Origin of the sequence: Streptomyces sp. NPDC102360 (assembly GCF_044766085.1) — a bacterium.
Classification (GTDB): domain Bacteria; phylum Actinomycetota; class Actinomycetes; order Streptomycetales; family Streptomycetaceae; genus Streptomyces.
In genome coordinates this window covers 850214-868566 of the sequence record NZ_JBIWLG010000003.1, presented here as the reverse complement: position 1 = coordinate 868566, position 18353 = coordinate 850214, and the positions used below count along the sequence as shown (strand labels likewise).

Here is an 18353-nt window from a genome sequence, read left to right as displayed (position 1 = left end):
GCGGTCGCGAGGGAGTCCAACTCTGTCTTCACACACTGACGTTGGGCTCCCTTCGCATGTACACGCAGCCGAACCCTTGGAATCGATCATCTAGGGGACGTACTTGTACCCCACGCGGCGTACGGTGACGATCCGTTGGCGGTGGGCCCGGCCCAGCTTGCGCCGGAGCCGGGCGATGTGGACGTCCACGGTGCGGCCGTCGCCGACGTGGTCGTAGCCCCAGACGGCGGTCACCAGCAGCTCGCGTGTCAGTACGTGGTGGGGGCGCTTCACGAGGTGGGCGAGGAGCGCGAACTCCAGGTAGGTGAGGTCGAGTTCATGCCCCTCCAGCTCGGCCACGTGCCGCACCGGGTCGATGCGGATGACGTCGTCGTCCGCGGACTGTGCGGAGTGCGTGGGCTGCGTGGCGGCCGGCGGGACGGGGATCGGGTCCGCGGGATCGACCGGCCGGATCTCCGGCCGGGGCCTGCCCTCGGCGAAGAGCTCGGCGGGGTCGGTGCCCTCCGGGACGAGCAGCAGGTATCCGACCATCGGTACGGAGCCGCGCTGCCCGGCGCCGCCGCTCTGCGGGGTGCCGCGAACGAGGCTGAGGTGGCGGGCGTCGGAGGGTGGCGCGGTGGGGTGGGTGGTCCGGGTCTGCGGTGCCGTGGTCATGGCGGTTGTCCCTCGTCGATGTCTCGGCCCACCGGGCGCAGTGGGTGAACCCGCCCTGGTGGCCTGGGAATTGGCGTGCGGAGCGGCACGGTCCGACCTGTGGGCCGGGTGCCTTACGCGCGACAGCACGCGGCGCTGACGACGTGACCAAAGTCGACATGCCGACGACGAACGAGTCGCTGCTGCGTACGGGACATGTGCACCATCCTGTGTGTCCGGGCGGGCCCGGTCAAGTATTTCCTAGTAATTCGGTAGGGAAAGTGGGGAAGGTGTGGCGCAGCTCACCGGTCACCGTGGATGGCGGGGCGCGCGTCGGCCGCCGTCACCCTGCTCAACCAGGCGCGCACGGTGGTGAGTCGACCGCGCAGCCGCCGCAGCGGAGTGGGCGGCAGTGTCCGTGAATCGCCCCGCGCGTAGTGCCGCTCGACGTAGTACTGCCCCACACTGAGCGCGCTGGTGACCGCGATGTACCAGAGTGTGGCGACCATGAGCAGAGGAATGACCTGATACGTCTGGTTGTAGATGAGCTGCGCCGAGTACAGCAGGTCGTGCACGGCGAGCACGCTGACGATGCTCGTGCCCTTCAGGGTGCCGATCAGCATGTTCCCCGCGGTCGGCACGATCGAGCGCATCGCCTGCGGGACGACGATCCGGCGCAGGGTGTGGCGCCTGCTCAGCCCGAGCGCCTGCGCGGCCAGGGTCTGTCCGGAGTCGACGGAGATGATGCCGCCGCGCACCACCTCGGCGGCGTACGCGGTCTCGTGCAGCGTCAGGCCGATCAGGGCGGTGAGGGTCGGGCCGAACAGGTTCACCGTCTTGACCGTGACGAACTCCGGGCCGAACGGGATGCCGAGCCCGAGCGTGGGATACAGGGTGCCGATGTTGAACCAGAACAGCAGCTGCACCAGGAGCGGCGTGGACCGGAAGATCCATACGTAGCCCCAACTCAGCGTGCGCAGCACGGGATTGGAGGACAGTCGCATCGTCGCGAGGACGGTGCCGAGCAGGAACCCGAGCACCATCACCGCGGCGGTCAGCCACACCGTCAGGAGGAGCCCGTCGAGCACGGCCGAGGTGGTGAAGTAGTGGCCCACCACCTCCCACTGGAAGGCGTCGTTGCGGACCACGGAGTTCAGCACCATCGCGAAGACGAGCAGCGCGACGGCGGCGGACGCCCAGCGGCCGAGGTGCCGGCGCGGCACGATCCGCGGGCGGGCGGGGGCGCTCGTCGGCTCCTCGGGCGGTGCGGCGGGGGACGGTTCTACGTACGACGTGGTCATCGGGGCTCTCCGGGGGAGGGAATCGCGGGCATGGCTGAGATCGCCCGGCGGCACTCGCGGGGGGAGCGCGGCGGCACAGGCGCTGCGCGGGTACGGAGTGGGGCCGGGGCTCGGCGTCGTCACATGCGCCGCGTCCCTCAACGCGGCCGGAGCGGCTGCCACGAAAAGCGGGGCCGGTCCGCCCTCGATCGTATGTGCCCGCCGCGTGAGTGTGTCAACTGCGCCCGGACGCGGCCGAGTCGAGGGACCCGGGACACGGAGCGTCCACGGCGTCCGGGACGCGGCGGTCGGGGCATCCGGCATCCGGACACCGGCCGGGCGCGGCTTGACGAACGGCTCGATGTCCTGCTCAATTGTCCGCATGACTGCCCAGCGCCTGGTCTCGCGTGACCACATCGACTTTGGTCGGGTGTGGTCCGCGGCGTGTTGCGCCTGAAGCGGCAGCGGGCCCTCTGACCGGCCCTTCCCTCCCTCGGTGACCCCGTCGCGGGCCGAGTTTCTTCCCTGGCGCCCGCGCTGCCGCGAGCCTTTCCTTCACGACCCGTCGTGACACCTCACGACGCTCGACGTCGTCACACCTGCCCCGTCACCTGCCCCGGCCCGTCGCGCCTCCCCGCCGCCGGGTCGTCATTCGCCATGCCTGCGGTGCCCCGCGCACCGTTCGCACACCTGATTCGCACACCTGAAAGGCTCCCGACCCGTGAACCTGCCCGGGACCAGAACCCGCCCACGCTTCGCCGCCCTCGTCCTGCTGCCGCTCCTCGCACTGACCGCATGCGGCTCGGGCGACACCGACACCGACGGTGCGGCGGGGGAGGGGGCGCAGGCGGCCGCCGCGCCGACCGGCAACCCCGTCGCCGCCGTCCGCAAGGTGGACTCCGCGGCGAAGCTGCTGCCCGCCGACGTCCGCAAGAAGGGCACGCTGCGTATCGGCAGCTCGACCGGAGGCCCGCCCGCCGCGTACTACCCGAACGGCACCGGCAAGAAGCCCGTGGGCCAGGACATCGACCTCGCCGACGCGGCGGCCAAGGTGCTCGGCCTTCAACTCCGGCGCCAGGACGCCTCGTTCGAGACGATCCTCCCGGCCCTGGAGAGCGGCAAGTACGACCTCGGAACCGGCAACTTCGGTGTCACCAGTGAGCGCCTGAAGACCATCGACTTCGTCACCTACATCAACGACGGCCAGGGCTTCGCGGTCAAGACGGGTGATACCTCGTTCGGCAAGAAGATCACCGACCTGGCGCAGCTCTGCGGACGGAACATCGGCGTCGGCGCGGGCACCACGTTCGAGGCCACCCTCGACGCGCAGAAGTCACGCTGCACCAAGGCGGGCAAGAAGCCGTACGACGTGCAGGTCTTCTCCGACAACGGCGCCACCCTCACGGCGCTCCAGCAGGGCCGCATCGACGTGATCATGTCGACCATCAACGGCCTGCGCCACCAGGCGAGCAAGTCCGCCTCGCAGACCACCTTCCTCGGCGAGTTCCACCGTCTCGACGTCGGCTTCGCCTTCAAGAAGGACTCCCGGCTCACCAAGGCCTTCCGGGCCGCGGTCAACGAGCTGATCAAGGACGGGACGTACGAGCGGATCCTCAAGAAGTGGGGCACGTCCGAGTCCGCGATCGAGACATCACGGATCAACCCGCCCGAGCACACCTGACCACGGGGGTGCCCGCACCTGAGCGGGTGCGGGGAACCGACAACGGCCGCACGCACCGGCTCAGTTCAGGCCACCGTGCCTACTTGGCGATCACCTCGCTCACGACCGGAGCCGCCGAGCCGTCACCCCACACGAGCCGCACCGCGTCCGCGTTCGTCCCCGCGGGTGCGGGCAGGGTGGTGACGGAGCCGTCGAGCGGGCCGAAGTCCTGCCACGTGCCGTGGACGCGCAGCTGCACCTGGGCCTTCGATGTGCTCGCGTCGTCCGGGCGCAGGACGGTCACCGAGGACACGGCGCGCGGCACCGGATACGTCACCGCGAGCGCGTCACCCGAGGCCGGGGCGGAGCCGGCACGGTAGGCGTTCTCGGGGGAGCCGTCCGCCGCCGCGGCAAGGCTGCTGCCCTCCGCGGCCGCCGGGCCGCCGCTCACCGTCGGGCGGTCCGCGCGTGCCACCGTGAACTCACGGACGACCAGCCAGTTCGTCTGGTCGGCCGTCGCGCGGGCGCGCACGTACCGGGCGGTCGTGCCGCTCGGCGCGTCGGCCGTCCACGCCGCCTTCCCGCTGAACTCCGCGCCCAGCGCGTGCCACGTCGTGCCGTCCGACGAATACTCCAGGACACCCTTGTGCAGGTAGTCCTCGGTGCTGCCGGACTTGCCCATGGCCACCGTCACCGAGCCGAGCGGCTGCTCGCCGCCCAGATAGACACCGACACCCTCGCCCGTCTTCGGCGCCCGGCTGCTCCAGAAGTACGTGGAGTCGTCGGCGTGGGTCATCCGGTCGGCCGTGTTGCCGTTGTAGACCGGCAACTTGGTCGTGCCGGTCGGCTGCGGCGGCAGGCCAAGCTCCTTGTTGGACGTGTCCCGCACCTTCGCGAAGAACGGTTCGAGCACACCCTCACCGACGACCACCGGAACCTTGTTGCCATTGAGATCGGTGTACCGGTACGACTTCGCGTCGGCCACAAGGCCGGGCAGCCGCTGGCGGAGCGTCCAGGCCGCGGCGGTGTGACCGGCGCGCTGCTCCTCCAGCATCCGTACCGCCGCGATCCCGGCCGCGCCCCAGGCCCCGGCCGAGTCCAGCCATGGCCCGGAATCCTGGACGAAGCCCCTCTCGACGCCGCCCCGGATCGTCGACGGCGCGTCCCGCAGCGCCGCGAACGCCGCCGTCAGCCGGGACGCCGGGACGGAACCGTCCCAGTAACCCTCGATCAGTTTCGCCAGCTCAGGTGCCTCGACGGAGTCCATCCGCGAGCTGTGGTTGACGTCCGTGAACGCCCGCAGCGCCCGCGCCACCTTGGCGTTCCCGCCGGCTGCCTCCTCGACGGCCGCGCGGTAGGACGCGTCGGCGTCGTATGACGAGTCGTTCCATGTGTAGTCGGCGACGGTGTGCAGGGCGAGCTTCGAGGCGTACGGCTGGATCATCGGGTTGGCGGTGATGCCGGCCAGCTCTTCGGCAAGCCCCTTCTCCCGTCCGGTGAACGGGCCGAGGAAGAGCCGCCCGGTCGCGAAGTCGTTGACGGGGTAGTTGTCCCACGTCAGGATCGCGTGCCCGAAGACCGCTTTGGCCCGCTTCGCCTGAGCCACCGTCATCGTCGGCGCCACGACACCCTCGCCCGTCCACTCGACGAGCACATCCTTGTCGAGCTGCTCGGCGATCGCCGTCTTGTACGGCGTGGAGGTGGTGTTGTAGTACTCCGTCGGCACCATCTGCAGTGGCAGGGCGCCGTCATGGGTCTTGATGAACTCCTGGTTGACTCGGTTGAGCAGGTACGCCTGCGCCTGACCGGCTGCGCCGCCGCCGGTGCCCCACTTCGCCTTGTCCGCGTCACAGTTCCAGTCGGTGTAGCTGATGTCGTCCAGCGGCACTGCGAACTGCCGCACCCCGATGTCCCACAGCGTCTGGAACTTGTCGGTGAGCGCCTTGAGATCGTCGTCGGAGCTGTAACAGACGCTCAGGCCGGGGGAGAGGGCATAGGTGAACTCGACGTGGTTCGCCCGCGCCCGGTCCACCAACTCCTCGATCTGGTCGAGCTGTTCGGCCGGATACGGGTCGCGCCACTTGGCACGCAGATACGGGTCGTCCTTCGGCGAGTACACGTAGATGTTCATCTTGTGCTCGCCGTAGTAGTCGAGTTGGTCCAGTCGGGCCTCGTGCGACCACGGGGTGCCGTAGAAGCCCTCGATGACACCGCGCACCGGCGTCGCCGGCCAGTCGCGCACGGCCAGGCCGCGAACGGTGGCGCCGGGAGCCTTACGGTGCGGCAGCACCTGGCGCAGCGACTGCGCCGCGTAGTACGTGCCGGTCGGATCGGTTCCGGACAGCACGATGCGGCCGGCGCCCTTGCCGCCCATGGCGAGGACGTACCCCTCGGCGGCGAACCCCTCGGGGCCATCGGCGCTCAGGGCGTCCAGGGCCCCCGCGGAGGCCGGATTCTCGGTCGGCCCGCCGACGTAGACCGCGAGCGAACCGGAGCCCGCGGGGGTCTTCCGTGTGGTCGTGACCTCCCGCGCACCGGCCGCCTTCAGCGCGGCGGTGGTCAGCTGCACGGCGGCCGGGTCGGACTTCGCGCCGGTGACGACCGTGACGGCGGGGGTGATGGTGACGTGGTCGGAGCGTTGCCGCTCGCTGTGCGGGGCCGGGGTGATGGTGGGTGCGCTCCCGTCGGCCCCTCCCTCCGGCCCGGCGACGGCCGGGCCCGAGCCGAACGTGAGGGGAGCGGCGGCCAGGGCCGCCACGGCGAGGACGGCGACGAGCGGCGTCCTGAGGTGTGGCGTCCTGCGGGATCTGTGCTTCGGGCGGAACATGAGTGAACCTCCACGGTGGGCACATGGGACATGCTTGAGCGGACTGGACCACTTTGGTGATGTGGTGTCAATGGTGCGCGAACAAGCGGAAGTTCGAGCAGTTTCACGCATCGCGGTGCGCGGTTCCATCGACGCCCATCGCGGCGCCGAGCACCAACAGGCCCTGTGCCGTACGAGGGTTGGCGCCGGTCAGCGCGTCGACGCGGGACAGGCGGTTGTCGATCGTGTTCGGGTGGACGTGGAGCTGCTGTGCGGTCTGCCGCCGGTTGAAGTCGTTCGCGAAGTAGGCGCCGACCGTCGTCAGCAGATCCGGCTCGGTGCGCAGCTTCTCCACGAGCGAGCGCAGGTGCGGGGCCGCCTCGCTCTCGTGGCGGAGGTGGTACGCGAACAGATGGTCCCGGAGTACGGCCACCTCGCCGGGGTCCGCGGCAAGGGGAAGCAGCCGGCGGGCCTGCGCGGCGGCGGACGGGATCCGGGCGTGGTCGCCGGCGTGTGCGAAGCCCGCGGTCATGTCGATGCCCGTGGCCTGCCGGACCCGCCGCAGTGCGGCGCGTGCCGCCTCCGGGTCATGGTCCAAGCGCCCGGGATCGGAGGGGACGAGGACGAGTCCGCCCTCCGGATCGAGGGCGGTCAGGAGGTCCGCGGCGCCGGTCTCCTCGCTGAACGCGCGGAGCAGCGCGTCGCTGAGCCGGTGAACCTTGCGGCGGCCGGCGAGGCGGCGCCCGAGCGCGTCCCCGACGGACTCCGAAGGGTCCGCGACGAACCGCAGCGCGAGTACCGCGTAGGAGTCGGCGAGCCGGATCCCGAAACGCGTGGCCGACTCGTCGGCCCGCTCGCCCGCCGCCAGCGCCCGCACCGTCGCCCGCCTGGCCTCGCGCTCCTCGCTGCGCGCGGCCTGGAACTCCTGCTGGTGCGCGTCAAGGGCCTCGCGCGTCACGTGCCGCACCCAGCGCAGTAGCACCGCGCCCGCCTCCGGCGGCAGTTCGCCGTCGGCGACCTGGGTCAGCTCGTGCCACAGCTCCTCGGCGCACAGGTGATAGGCCTCCATGAAGTGCGCTGCCGGAAGCCCCTCCGCGCCCCGCGCATGGGCGCGCTCGCGGAACGGCCGCAGTTCTTCGTCGCGTGGCTCGCGCAGCTCGCGGGCCATGCGGACGTAGAGCCGGGATCCCTCACGGCAGGAGTGCGCCATGTACCGGTGCAGATGTTCCGTCACGACGCCCTGGTAGTGCGGGGAACCGTCCACGTACCTGCGCATGGTGCGGTCGGCCACCACCGGTATCCGCCGTTCCAGCCTGTCCCACAGCCCTTGTGACATGTCACAGGAGGCTAGCCGAAATCCTGGTGACCAAGCGCTTACTCCCAGTGGCAACGCGTCGGCACAGTGGGATCCGTCCGCGGTGGTCCGAGCCGAGCCACAGGGAGTTGTCCGTTGGTGCCCGATGTCATGCGTTGCGAGCCGTTGTTCCGACCGAAGTCCATTGCCGTGGTGGGCGTATCGGCGTCCCAGGAGCTGTCATGGGGACGCATCACCGTGCAGCGCTTGCTGTCCGGCGGATACGAGGGTGAGGTCCACGCCGTCACCAGGGGCGAGTTGACCCTGCCGGGCGTGCGCGTCGTGGGGTCGCTCGCGGAGCTCGGACACGGCCCTGACCTGGTCGTGCTGGCGACCCCGGCGGCGACCGTGCCCGGGCTGCTGCGCGAAGCCCGCGCGGTGGGTGCCGGAGCGGCGATCGTCTACGCCTCCGGCTTCGCCGAGGAGGGAGACGACGCGCTCCAGGACGAACTGCGCGCCGCGGCCGGTGACATGCCGGTGCTCGGCCCCAACTGCCTCGGTCTGGTGAGCCGCCCGGCCGGAGTGCAGGTATCGACGACGGTGTTCCTGGACCGCGAGCGAGGGGAGCCGGGCCCGGTCGCGATCGTCACCCAGAGCGGCGCGGTCGGGTTCGTCCTCGCCGACCTCCTGGAGCGGGCGGGTCTGGGGTACTCCTACTACGCCAGTGTCGGCAACGAGGCGTGCGTGTCCGTCGGCGAACTCGGTGCCCACCTGCTCGCGCAGCCCGACGTCGAGGTGCTGGTCCTGTACCTGGAGGGGGTCCGCGACGCGGCGGGCCTGCGGGAACTGGGGCGGCTCGCCCGGGAGTCCGGCAAGACGGTCGTCGCGCTGACCGTGGGCCGCAGCGCCGCCGGCCGCCGGGCCGCGCTTTCCCACACCGCCGCCGTCGCGGGCGACCACCTGCTGCTCGCGTCGCTGTGCCGCCAGGAGGGCATCCGGCTGGTCACCGATGACGACCAGCTCGTGGACGCGGTGCTGTGCGCCCGCCGGGGCATCCGACTCCCGCCCGCGCCACGGCTCGCGGTCCTCACCATGTCCGGTGGCGCGGGCGGTATGCTCGCCGACAACCTGACGGCGATGGGCGTCCGCGTACCCGCGCTGTCGGCGGAGACCCGGCGCCGACTGGCCGAGATCGGCGGAGTGGAGGCCACCGACGCCAACCCCGTCGACCTCGGCGGCAACCTGTTCCGCTGGATGGACCGGGTCGAGGACCTCCTGGGCGTACTCGACGAGGACCCGGAACTCGACGGCGTCGTCCTGTACTTGACGTTCGGCGACCTGTTCCCGGAGGCGTACCACCGGCTCGCGCGGGCGGCGAAGTCGATGCGGACACCGGCCTGGTTCGTGTGGGCGTGCGCACCGTCCGGCGAACTCGAACGGCTCGGGATGCCGGAGACGGTGGTCGGCAGCATCGGCGCCTTCCTGCGGCGGCTGCGCGTTCTGGTCCCGGACGGCGGGCCGGCCGGGGCGGTACCGCACGAACGGCCCGCCACGGTGCAGTGGGCCTGGTCCGAGCTGCGGTCCGCGCCGCTGACCGGGGCGGCGGGCATCGCGCACGTCCCGACCGTGTCCGCCGGGAGCGCGGACGGCCTCGTCGCCGAGGTGCGGCGCGCCGGGTGGCGCGGACCCTACGTCCTCAAGGGCGACGCCGCCGATGTCCCGCACAGGGCGCGGCGCGGTCTGGTGCGGGTCGGCGTGGGTGAGGCGCAACTGGCCGAGACAGTCGCGGAGTTGGGGCATCGGCTGGAGAGGGAATCCGCCGACCCCGACCGTCGCCTGGTGGCGCAACCCCTCCTGGTGCACACCGCCGAACTCGCCCTCGGCGCGACCCACGACCCGGTCTACGGCGCCGCCCTGCTGCTCGGCGCCGGTGGCGACCGGGCAGAGGATCCCGCGGCACCACGGCGCGGACTGCTGCTGCCGGCCACCGACGGCCAGGTCCGCGACCTCGCCGACTGGGCCGCCTTCGTACTCGACGCACCCGCGGCGGCGACCGCGCAGGCGGTCGGCTCCCTGATCCGGCTGCTGGACGAGCACCCCGGCGTCGAAGAGGTCGACATCAACCCGCTGTGCGTCGTCGGCGACCGGCTGATCGCCGTCGACGCACTGATCACACACCACCAGGAAGAAGGAGCCCGCAAGTGACCGACGACCTGCTCGAATACGCCGACCGCGTATGGCGCGGCGAGGCAAGCACGAAGGTCTACCACTCCGGTGAGCTGCGCCGCGAAGGACTGCGCGAGGTCGCCGACGGGGTGTGGATGTGGCCGGCCTTCGGCAACGTCTACCTCTTCCCCACCTCCGACGGCCTGTTCTGCTTCGACACCGGGGAGAAGCGCACGGCGGCCGATCTGCACGCCGCGGTCCGGGCCCGTACCGATGCGCCGCTGCACACCGCCGTGTACTCCCACGGCCACATCGACCACGTCTTCGGAGTGGCCCCCTTCGACGCCGAGGCCGCCGAGCGCGGCGCGCCCCGCCCCCTCGTCGTCGCGCACGAGAACACCCCACCGCGCTTCCGCCGCTACGCCGCGACCGCCGGCTACAACGGCGTCATCAACCAACGCCAGTTCCAGCGGCCCGACTTCCGCTGGCCGACCGACTACCGCGACCCCGACGTCACCTACTCCGACCGCACCGACCTCCGCGTAGGAGACCTGGACGTACGGCTGCGGCACGCGCGCGGCGAGACCGACGACGCCACCATCGCCTGGCTGCCCGAGCGCTCCATCCTGTGCTGCGGCGACTTCTTCATCTGGTCGTCGCCGAACCCCGGCAATCCGCAGAAGGTCCAGCGCTACGCCCTGGAGTGGGCGCAGGCCCTGCGGTGGATGGCCGGTCTGGGAGCGGAGGTCCTGCTGCCGGGACACGGTGTGCCGATCGTCGGCGCCGAGCGCATCCGCACCGCGCTCAGCGACACCGCCGAGTTCCTGCAAACCCTGCACGACCAGACGCTGGCCGCCATGAATGCCGGGGCGACCCTGGACGAGGTCGTCCACGACGTCACCGCGCCCGCCGAACTGCTGCGCAAGCCCTATCTGAAGCCGTCCTACGACGAGCCCGAGTTCGTCGTCCGCAACCTCTGGCGGCTGTACGGAGGTTGGTACGACGGCGACCCCTCCCACCTCAAGCCCGCCCGCCGCAGCGAGCTGTCCCGCGAGCTCGCGCAGCTGACCGGCGGCGCGGACCGACTCGCCGGACGGGCCCGCGAACTCCTCGCCCGCGGCGAGCACCGGCTGGCAGGCCACTTCGCCCAACTGGCCGCCGACGCCGCCCCGGACGACAAGGACGCGCACGCGGCCCGCGCGGAAGTCTTCGCCGCCCTGGAGAAGGCGGCCACCTCGACGATGGCCAAGGGCGTCTACGCCTGGGCCGCCGCCGAGTCCCGCGCCGTCCTCGCGGGCGACGACCTCGGCAGCCAGCTGCGCGCCCGGACCGCGGGCCGTACCCGGTGGGCCCTTTGACGAAGGAGAGCCGGCGTGGACGTTCCCTCCGTACGACCCACTTCTGAACGAACCGACATACCACCCGCTTCCGAACGAGCCGACACACCATCCGCGGGACCACCGCGAACGCGCGAGGCGCGGGACGCCAGCCCGCGGCGCGCCTGGCTGGTGACCTTCCTGCTGCTGGTCTTCATGCTGATCAACTTCCTCGACAAGGCCGTCCTCGGCCTCGCGGCGAAACCGATCATGCACGAGCTGGGGCTCAGCCCCAGCGAGTACGGGCTGCTCTCCAGCGGCTTCTACTTCCTCTTCAGCCTCTCGGCGATCCTCGTCGGATTCGCCTCCGACCGCGTGCCCACGAAGTGGCTGCTCATGGCGATGGCCCTGGTATGGGCGCTGACCATGCTGCCGGTCCTCGCACCCGTCGGATTCGGTGTGCTGCTCGCCAGCCGCGTGGTGCTCGGCGCGGCCGAGGGGCCCGCCAACCCGGTCGCCATGCACGCCGTGCACAAGTGGTTCCCCAACGAGAAGCGGAGCCTGCCGACCGCGCTGCTCAACGTCGGCCCCGGAATCGGAGTGGCGCTGGCGTCCCCGTTGCTCGCCGCGGTGATCGCCGCGTTCGGCTGGCGATGGGCGTTCGTGTCACTGTTCGCGGTCGGCGTCGTGTGGGCGCTGCTGTGGGCCGTCCTGGGCAAGGAAGGAAGTGTCTCCGACGCCGAGTCCCAGCACGCGGGCGGGACTCCGGACATCGAAGCCGACGAGTCCCGCGTCCCCTACCGCCGGATCCTGCTCAGCGGCACCTGGCTGGGCGGCTTCGTGGGGTCCTTCGCCGCGTACTGGGCGCTGGCGCTGTTGATCGCATGGGTGCCGCCCTACCTGGAGACCGTTCTCGGCTACAGCCCGGCCACCACCGGCACACTGGTGGTGCTGCCCTGGATCGCCACGGCCGTGTTCAATCTCGCGCAGGGTGTGCTCACGCAGTGGCTGATGCGGCGCGGAGTGTCGAGCCGGATGGCCCGCGGGGTGCTCGGCGCGGTCGCCATCCTCGTCGCCGGCATCGCGATGCTGCTGTTCCCGCACGCCCCCGCCGGAGGTCTCCAACTCGCGCTGCTCACCATTGCGTTCAGCCTGGGCGGGGTCCTCTTCGCCATCGGTGTCACCGTCACCAGCGAGATCACGCCCAGCCGCCAGCGCGGCTCCGTACTGTCGATCACCGTTGGCATCGTCACCACGGCAGGCCTGCTCGCGCCGTACGTGACCGGCCTCATCATCGAGGCCGCGCCGGACCCGGCCGCCGGATACGGCCTGGCGTTCACCGCGGCCGGAGTGCTCATGCTGGTCGGCGGGCTGCTCGCCGTGATCTTCGTACGCCCCGAGCGCGACGTCCGCCGCCTCGTCCGCACCCGCCCGTGATGCCCCAACTCCCGCCCGTACGAACGCACGAAGGAGCGTTGCCCGTGCTCACCACCCAGCCCGACGACAACCCCCTGCTCGGCTCCCGTGAGGTCCACGTAGTCGCCCCCGGCGTCTACACCATCGGCCTGCAGGGCAACAGCCTCGCCGTGGAGACCGACCAGGGGCTGCTGGTCATCGACTCGGGACCCGCCCCGGCCGTCGTCCCCGAGACATTGGACCGGCTGCGCGAGCACACGGACAAACCGGTGCGCTGGATCGTCTACAGCCACGGCCACCTCGGCTACAACTACGGAGTGCGAGGCTTCCTGGAAGCCGCGGCCGAACGTGGGGAGCCCCGGCCGACCGTCATCGCCCACGAGAACGTCGTACGCCGATACCGCCGGTACCTGGAGACGGCCGGACTGCAGAACCACATCAACACCCGCCAGTTCCGCCGGCCGGCCAAGGCCTTCCCGGCCGTGCCGCCCCTGACCTTCCCCGACGAGACGTACGGCGAGTCCCTCACGCTGGGCAGCACCGGCCGCACCGTCCGGCTGCTGTGGGCCCCGTCGGAGACCGACGACGTGACCGCCGTCTGGCTGCCGCGGGAACGAATCCTGTACGGCAGCGCAGCCGTCATCAACGGCATCCCGAACATCGGCACACCGATGCGCACCATGCGGGACACCGTCCGCTGGGCCGACACCCTCGACCGGCTTGCCGCGCTCGAACCCGCCACCGTGATCCCCGAGTTCGGCCCCGTCATCCGTCAAGGCGGCGCCGAACAGCTCACCGCGACCGCGGCAGCCCTGCGCTGGCTGCGCGGCGCGGTCGTCGACCGCCTCAACGAGGGCAAGTGTGCGGATGACATCGTGCACGAACTCGACTACCCCGCCGAGCTGTTCGACGTGCCGTGGATGCGGGAGGCGTACGGCCACCGCGAGTACATCGTCCGGGACATCGTGCGCTCGGAGACCGGCTGGTGGGACGGGAACCCGACGACCCTGCACCCCTCGCGCCCGGCCGTCGCCGCGGCGGCCCGCGCGGCGGCGATCACGGACAAGCAGGCGGTGCTCGACCACGCGGCCCGGCTGCGGGACGCGGGCCAGGTGCAGGAGGCCCTGCATGTCATCGACCTCCTGGCCCTGGCCCCCGGCGAGTCCCCCGAACTCACGGCAGCGCGCGAGCTCAAGAACGAACTGTGCGGCCTGCGGGCGAAGGAGGCCACCAGTTACGTGTCCCGCAGCTTCTATCGCGTGACGGACTGAACCGCCTGCCCGGCCGAGCCGAACTCAGCCGAGCGTCAGCCTCACCTGGACCGGCAGATGGTCGCTGGGGTACTGGCCGTTCTTCTCGTACGTGTTGATGGCCGCGGAGTGCACGGTCACGCCCGGCGTGGCGAGGATCCAGTCGATGCGGTCGCCGTCCGGGACGAGCGGCTTGTAGCCGTGGAACGTCGCGTAGAGCTCGCTGCGTTCGGCGGCCGTGTCCCAGGTGTCCTGGAGGCCCGTGGCGAGCAGCTGGTCGTAGACCGGGTTGCCGTGCGCGGCCACGTTGAAGTCGCCGGTCATCAGCAGCGGCAGGGAGCTGTCGAGGGCCGCGACCCGCGAGGCGATCAGCTCCGCCGACTTCACACGGGAGAGTTGGACCTGGTGGTCGAAGTGGGTGTTGAGGACGTAGAACTCCTTACCGCCGTCGGCGAGGTCCGCGAAGCGCACCCAAGTGGCCATCCGGATCACCGAGTTGCCCCAGGTCTTGGAGCCGATCAGTTCGGGGGTGTCGGAGAGCCAGAAGTGGTCGAACTCGACGGGGCGCAGTCGGCGCGTGTCGTAGAAGACGGTGGCGAACTCGTCCCGGCTGCCGCCCGCTCTGCCCGTGCCGATCCAGGCGTAGTGCGCACCCAAGTCGGTGTGAATGTCCTGGAGTTGGTGGTACAGGCCCTCCTGGGTGCCGATGACGTGCGGCAGTTCCCGGCGGAGCAGCTCGCGCATCACGGGGCGGCGGTCGGCCCAGGAGTGGGGCGAGGTGTCGGAGGCGTAGCGCAGGTTGAACGTCATGACGTGCAGACGCCCTCCGCGGCCCGCCGTCGCGGCGCTTGCGGATGTGGCGGCGGTGGTGGTGACCGCTGCCGCGGCGGGAAGCGCCGCGGCCACGGCGAGTACGGCACGCAGCCCGTGGCGGCGCGTGAGGCGGAGGTGCTCGGTCATGGGTGGTCCTCCCGGTGCGTCGAGGTCTTGGCAGGGGTCCACGGTGGCGAGCTCGGGTGAGGGGGAGGTGAACGTTCGGCGGCGGTGGATGTGACGTCTGTGGGCCCTTGACTCCTCAGTGCCCAGGGGGTGTTGGCGTGAATCGGGGGGCGGGGAACTATACGCGGGGCGGAGCGGCCGCTTGGGGGCGGGTGGCCGCCAGGCTGGAGAGAAGCTTGAGGCGCTCCTCGGAGGCGGTGCCGGGTTCGGCCGAGTAGAGCGTCAGATCGTGCACCGCGCGGCTCGCCATCGGCAGGTCCAGGGAGAGGTAGGAGAGTTCCAGCTCGCCGACGTCGGGGTGGTTCAGCCGTTTGAGGCCTTCGTGGCGGATGCGGACGTCGTGGGCGGCCCACTGGGCGCGGAACTCGGGGCTGAGTGTGGACAGTTCACCGATCAGCTCGCGCAGCGCCCGGTCGTGGGGTTCGCGGCCCGCCTCGGCGCGCAGCAGGGCGGCGGTCGCGATGGCGGCGGCGTCCCAGTCGATGAAGAAGTCCTGCGATCCGGGGTCGAGGAAGATGTAGCGGGCGAGGTTGGGGCGCCCCTGCTTGTCCGTGGTGGCGCTCTCGTACATCGGTGTGTGGAGGGCCTGCGCCAGCGCGTTGTGGGCGATGACATCCTGGCGGCCGTTGCGTACGAAGGCCGAGGACATGGTCATCGAGTCGAGCATCCACTGGACGCGCGGCGGCACCGCGACATCCCTGCGCCGGGTCGTCGCCCGGCGGGCCGGCTTGGCGGCGCGGGCCAGATCGAACAGATAGGTGCGCTCGTCCTCGTCCAACTGCAGCGCCTGCGCCACCGCGGCGAGTACATCCTCGGACACACCGCCGATGTGGCCCTTCTCCAGCCGCGTGTACCACTCGGTGCTGACACCGGCCAGCACAGCGACCTCCTCGCGCCGCAGCCCCGGCACGCGCCGCCGGGCGCTGGTGGGCAGCCCGGCCCGCTCCGGGGTGATCCTGGCGCGTCGGCCGGCGAGAAAGTCCCTGATCTCACCGCGGTGGTCGCTTCGCTCGTCCATGGGTTCCACGGTAGCCACGGGCCGCCGCTGAGGGAGGTCGAGCTGGTACCCCCTATAAACGCGACCTTCTCCACCTGCGGAAACACCGGTTTCGTGGGATCAGCACCGAACAGAAGCACCCCACGGAGTTGATGCATGAGTACGCGAGGTGGAACCCTCCACGCCCCCGCCGACGACCGGGCCGACAAGGTCCGGCCGTCGGCGCCCGCCCGCCTCCCGCTCGTCGTGTACGTACTGGCGACGGGCACGTTCCTCATGGGAACCACCGAATTCGTGGTCGCCGGGCTGCTGCCCGAGATCGCGGGAGACCTGCGGGTCGGCGTGGCGCGGACGGGGCTTCTGATCACCGTCTTCGCCGTCGGGATGATCGTGGGTGCGCCGCTGATGGCGATGCTCACGCTGCGGCTGCCCAAGCGGCTGACCCTGATGCTGGCCCTGGCGGTCTTCGCCGTCGGCCACGTCATCGTCGCCCTCGGCTCCAGCTTCCCGCTGCTGCTGGCGGCCCGGTTCCTGACCGCGATCGCCACAGGCGCGTTCTGGGCCGTGGCCAACGTGGTCGCCGCGAACGCCGCCGGACCGGCCGCGAACGCCCGCGCCCTGGGCCTCGTCGGAGCCGGAGCCATGCTCGCCAATGTCGTCGGCGTGCCGCTGGGCGCGTTCGCCGGGCAGCTCATGGGCTGGCGCGGCCCGTTCTGGGCCCTCGCGGCGCTCGCCGCCGCGGCCGTCGTCCTGATCGCCCGCACGGTCCCGCACGACGGCCCCGACCGGCACGCCGGATCGATCCGCTCCGAGCTGTCGGCGCTGCGCTCCGGACGGCTCTGGCTGGTGCTGGCCGCCTGCGCCACCACGACCGGCGGCGTCCTGGCCGCGTACTCGTACATCGCGCCCCTGCTGACCGGCCGGTCCGGCCTCGCCTCCGGGTACGTACCGCTGGTCCTCGTCGGCTTCGGCCTCGGCGCCCTCGTCGGCTCGCTCGTCGGCGGCCGGCTGGGCGACCGCCGACCGCACGCGGTGACCATCGTCGCCCCCGTCGGGGCGACACTCCTGCTCCTTGCGATCTGCCTGCTGGCCGGCTCGGCCCCCGTGACGGTCGTGCTGGTCGCCCTGCTGGGCTTCTTCGGCCTCGGCGCCAACCCGGTCCTGATCGCCCTCGCCGTCCGTTACGCCGACCGGGCCCCGGCCCTCGCCTCCGGCCTGACCGTCGCGGCCTTCAACCTCGGCACGGCCGTCGGGTCCTGGGCGGCAGGACTCTCGCTCGACGGCCCGCTCGGCACGACCGGACCCGCCGTCGTCGGCACGGTCGTCGCCGCGCTGACCCTGATCCCGGCGATCACCATGGGCCTCACGGCACACCCCACACCGAACACACCGAACACACCGAACACGTAATGAGGAGACCCACCATGCGTGGAGTAGTGATGCACAACGCCGGCGACGTCCGAGTGGAGGACCGCGAGGACCCGAAGATCCTCGAGCCCACCGACGCGATCGTGAAGCTGACCGCGACCTGCATCTGCGGCTCGGACCTCTGGCCGTACCGCGGGATCGAGCCCGTCGACCACACGCTCATGGGGCACGAGTACGTGGGCGTGGTCGAGGAGGTCGGTGACGCGGTCGAGACCGTAAGGCCCGGGGACTTCGTCGTCGGCTCGTTCGTCATCTCCGACAACACCTGCGAGATCTGCCGCGCCGGGTTCCAGTCCAAGTGCGTGCACGCCGAATTCGTGCACGGCGGGATCGGCACGCAGGCCGAGAAGGCCCGGATCCCGCTGGCCGACGGCACGCTCGTCGCCACCCCGGGCCGGCCCGATCCGGAACTGATCCCTGCCCTGCTGGCCGCCTCCGACGTGCTGGGGACCGGCTGGTTCGCGGCCGTCGCAGCGGAGGCGGGACCCGGCAAGACCGTCGCGGTCGTCGGCGACGGCGCGGTCGGGCTCATGGCCGTCCTCGCCGCCAAGCAACTGGGCGCCGAGCGGATCATCGCGATGTCCCGCCACCCGGAGCGGCAGAAGCTGGCCCGTTACTACGGTGCGACCGACATCGTGGAGGAGCGGGGCGACGAGGGCGTAGCGAAGATCAAGGAACTCACCGACGGCCTCGGCGCGCACTCCGTCATTGAGGCGGTCGGCACGCAGGAGTCCTTCATGCAGGCCGTGGGCGCCACCCGCGGCGGCGGCCACCTGGGATACGTCGGCGTCAATCACGACGTCCAGATCCCCGGCATCCAGCTCTTCTTCGCCGGGATCCACACCCTCGGCGGCCCCGCCCCCGTACGCCGCTTCCTTCCCGAACTGATCCAGCTGATCTGGGACCGGGAGATCGACCCCGGCAGGGTCTTCGACCTCACGCTGCCGCTGGAGCAGGCCCCCGAGGGCTACAAGGCGATGGACGAGCGCCGGGCGACGAAGGTCCTGCTCACGCTGTGAACGACATGAACGCCGTGACCACCCATGGACGGACCACACGCGCATGAGGGCCGCGTACCCCGTCCTAGGACGGAAGTCGCAGGTCGGAG

At 71.2% G+C, this 18353-nt stretch carries 13 protein-coding genes; 7 read left to right on the top strand and 6 right to left on the bottom strand.

Annotation, left to right across the window (positions count from 1 at the left end; genetic code table 11):
• Window positions 1-90: 90 nt before the first annotated feature.
• Window positions 91-654 carry a winged helix-turn-helix domain-containing protein gene (locus ACIRHA_RS18295; RefSeq protein ID WP_403846449.1) on the bottom strand — a complete coding sequence of 188 codons (564 nt, stop codon included), beginning with the start codon at window positions 652-654 and terminating at the stop codon, window positions 91-93.
• Between the two features lie 281 nt (window positions 655-935).
• Window positions 936-1934 carry an amino acid ABC transporter permease gene (locus ACIRHA_RS18290; RefSeq protein WP_403846447.1) on the bottom strand — a complete coding sequence of 333 codons (999 nt, stop codon included), beginning with the start codon at window positions 1932-1934 and terminating at the stop codon, window positions 936-938.
• Window positions 1935-2634: 700 nt separating this feature from the next.
• Here ACIRHA_RS18290 and ACIRHA_RS18285 point away from each other — a divergent pair.
• Window positions 2635-3594: an ABC transporter substrate-binding protein gene (locus ACIRHA_RS18285; protein ID WP_403846445.1), complete on the top strand. Its 960-nt coding sequence runs from the start codon at window positions 2635-2637 to the stop codon at window positions 3592-3594.
• A 79-nt stretch (window positions 3595-3673) separates the two neighbouring features.
• On the opposite strand, the gene ACIRHA_RS18280 is transcribed toward ACIRHA_RS18285, so the two are convergent.
• Window positions 3674-6400, bottom strand: coding sequence for a beta-N-acetylglucosaminidase domain-containing protein (locus tag ACIRHA_RS18280; protein WP_403846443.1), 2727 nt, complete (start codon window positions 6398-6400; stop codon window positions 3674-3676).
• 103 nt (window positions 6401-6503) lie between these two features.
• The gene (locus ACIRHA_RS18275; protein ID WP_403846441.1) at window positions 6504-7715 is read right to left on the bottom strand and encodes a PucR family transcriptional regulator; all 1212 of its coding nucleotides are present in this window, start codon (window positions 7713-7715) and stop codon (window positions 6504-6506) included.
• A 216-nt stretch (window positions 7716-7931) separates the two neighbouring features.
• Here ACIRHA_RS18275 and ACIRHA_RS18270 point away from each other — a divergent pair, with 216 nt between their 5' ends.
• The 4 genes from ACIRHA_RS18270 to ACIRHA_RS18255 all read left to right on the top strand — a co-directional run bounded on the left by ACIRHA_RS18270 (window position 7932) and on the right by ACIRHA_RS18255 (window position 13842).
• Window positions 7932-9878 (top strand): acetate--CoA ligase family protein, encoded by a 1947-nt coding sequence (locus tag ACIRHA_RS18270; RefSeq protein WP_403846440.1) that lies wholly within the window; start codon window positions 7932-7934, stop codon window positions 9876-9878.
• The gene (locus ACIRHA_RS18265; protein ID WP_403846438.1) at window positions 9875-11197 is read left to right on the top strand and encodes an alkyl sulfatase dimerization domain-containing protein; all 1323 of its coding nucleotides are present in this window, start codon (window positions 9875-9877) and stop codon (window positions 11195-11197) included. Before ACIRHA_RS18270 ends, ACIRHA_RS18265 begins: the two co-directional genes overlap by 4 nt.
• A gap of 150 nt (window positions 11198-11347) precedes the next feature.
• A complete protein-coding gene (locus tag ACIRHA_RS18260; RefSeq protein WP_403846436.1) occupies window positions 11348-12592 on the top strand; it encodes an MFS transporter in 1245 nt (414 codons plus the stop codon).
• Window positions 12593-12636: 44 nt separating this feature from the next.
• Window positions 12637-13842, top strand: a complete 1206-nt coding sequence (locus ACIRHA_RS18255; protein WP_403846434.1) for an alkyl sulfatase dimerization domain-containing protein — start codon at window positions 12637-12639, stop codon at window positions 13840-13842.
• Between the two features lie 24 nt (window positions 13843-13866).
• Here ACIRHA_RS18255 and ACIRHA_RS18250 read toward each other — a convergent pair whose 3' ends face one another.
• Together ACIRHA_RS18250 and ACIRHA_RS18245 are read right to left on the bottom strand one after the other, a co-directional pair.
• Window positions 13867-14781, bottom strand: a complete 915-nt coding sequence (locus ACIRHA_RS18250) for an endonuclease/exonuclease/phosphatase family protein (protein WP_403846431.1) — start codon at window positions 14779-14781, stop codon at window positions 13867-13869.
• A 157-nt stretch (window positions 14782-14938) separates the two neighbouring features.
• Complete coding sequence (locus tag ACIRHA_RS18245) at window positions 14939-15838, bottom strand: helix-turn-helix transcriptional regulator (protein WP_403846429.1); 900 nt, start codon at window positions 15836-15838, stop codon at window positions 14939-14941.
• A gap of 135 nt (window positions 15839-15973) precedes the next feature.
• Between ACIRHA_RS18245 and ACIRHA_RS18240 the strand changes: the two genes are divergently transcribed.
• Both ACIRHA_RS18240 and ACIRHA_RS18235 read left to right on the top strand, forming a co-directional pair.
• On the top strand, window positions 15974-17227 hold the full coding sequence (locus ACIRHA_RS18240; protein ID WP_403846425.1) for an MFS transporter: 1254 nt from the start codon (window positions 15974-15976) through the stop codon (window positions 17225-17227).
• Between the two features lie 14 nt (window positions 17228-17241).
• Window positions 17242-18264 carry a zinc-dependent alcohol dehydrogenase family protein gene (locus tag ACIRHA_RS18235; RefSeq protein ID WP_403846422.1) on the top strand — a complete coding sequence of 341 codons (1023 nt, stop codon included), beginning with the start codon at window positions 17242-17244 and terminating at the stop codon, window positions 18262-18264.
• The last annotated feature ends 89 nt before the right edge of the window (window positions 18265-18353 follow it).

Coding starts and splice junctions, on each gene's coding strand:
- ACIRHA_RS18295 (WP_403846449.1), bottom strand. CDS start 654: ATGACCACGGCACCGCAGACCCGGACCACCCACCCCACCGCGCCACCC.
- ACIRHA_RS18290 (WP_403846447.1), bottom strand. CDS start 1,934: ATGACCACGTCGTACGTAGAACCGTCCCCCGCCGCACCGCCCGAGGAG.
- ACIRHA_RS18280 (WP_403846443.1), bottom strand. CDS start 6,400: ATGTTCCGCCCGAAGCACAGATCCCGCAGGACGCCACACCTCAGGACG.
- ACIRHA_RS18275 (WP_403846441.1), bottom strand. CDS start 7,715: ATGTCACAAGGGCTGTGGGACAGGCTGGAACGGCGGATACCGGTGGTG.
- ACIRHA_RS18250 (WP_403846431.1), bottom strand. CDS start 14,781: ATGACCGAGCACCTCCGCCTCACGCGCCGCCACGGGCTGCGTGCCGTA.
- ACIRHA_RS18245 (WP_403846429.1), bottom strand. CDS start 15,838: ATGGACGAGCGAAGCGACCACCGCGGTGAGATCAGGGACTTTCTCGCC.
- ACIRHA_RS18240 (WP_403846425.1), top strand. CDS start 15,974: ATGAGTACGCGAGGTGGAACCCTCCACGCCCCCGCCGACGACCGGGCC.
- ACIRHA_RS18235 (WP_403846422.1), top strand. CDS start 17,242: ATGCGTGGAGTAGTGATGCACAACGCCGGCGACGTCCGAGTGGAGGAC.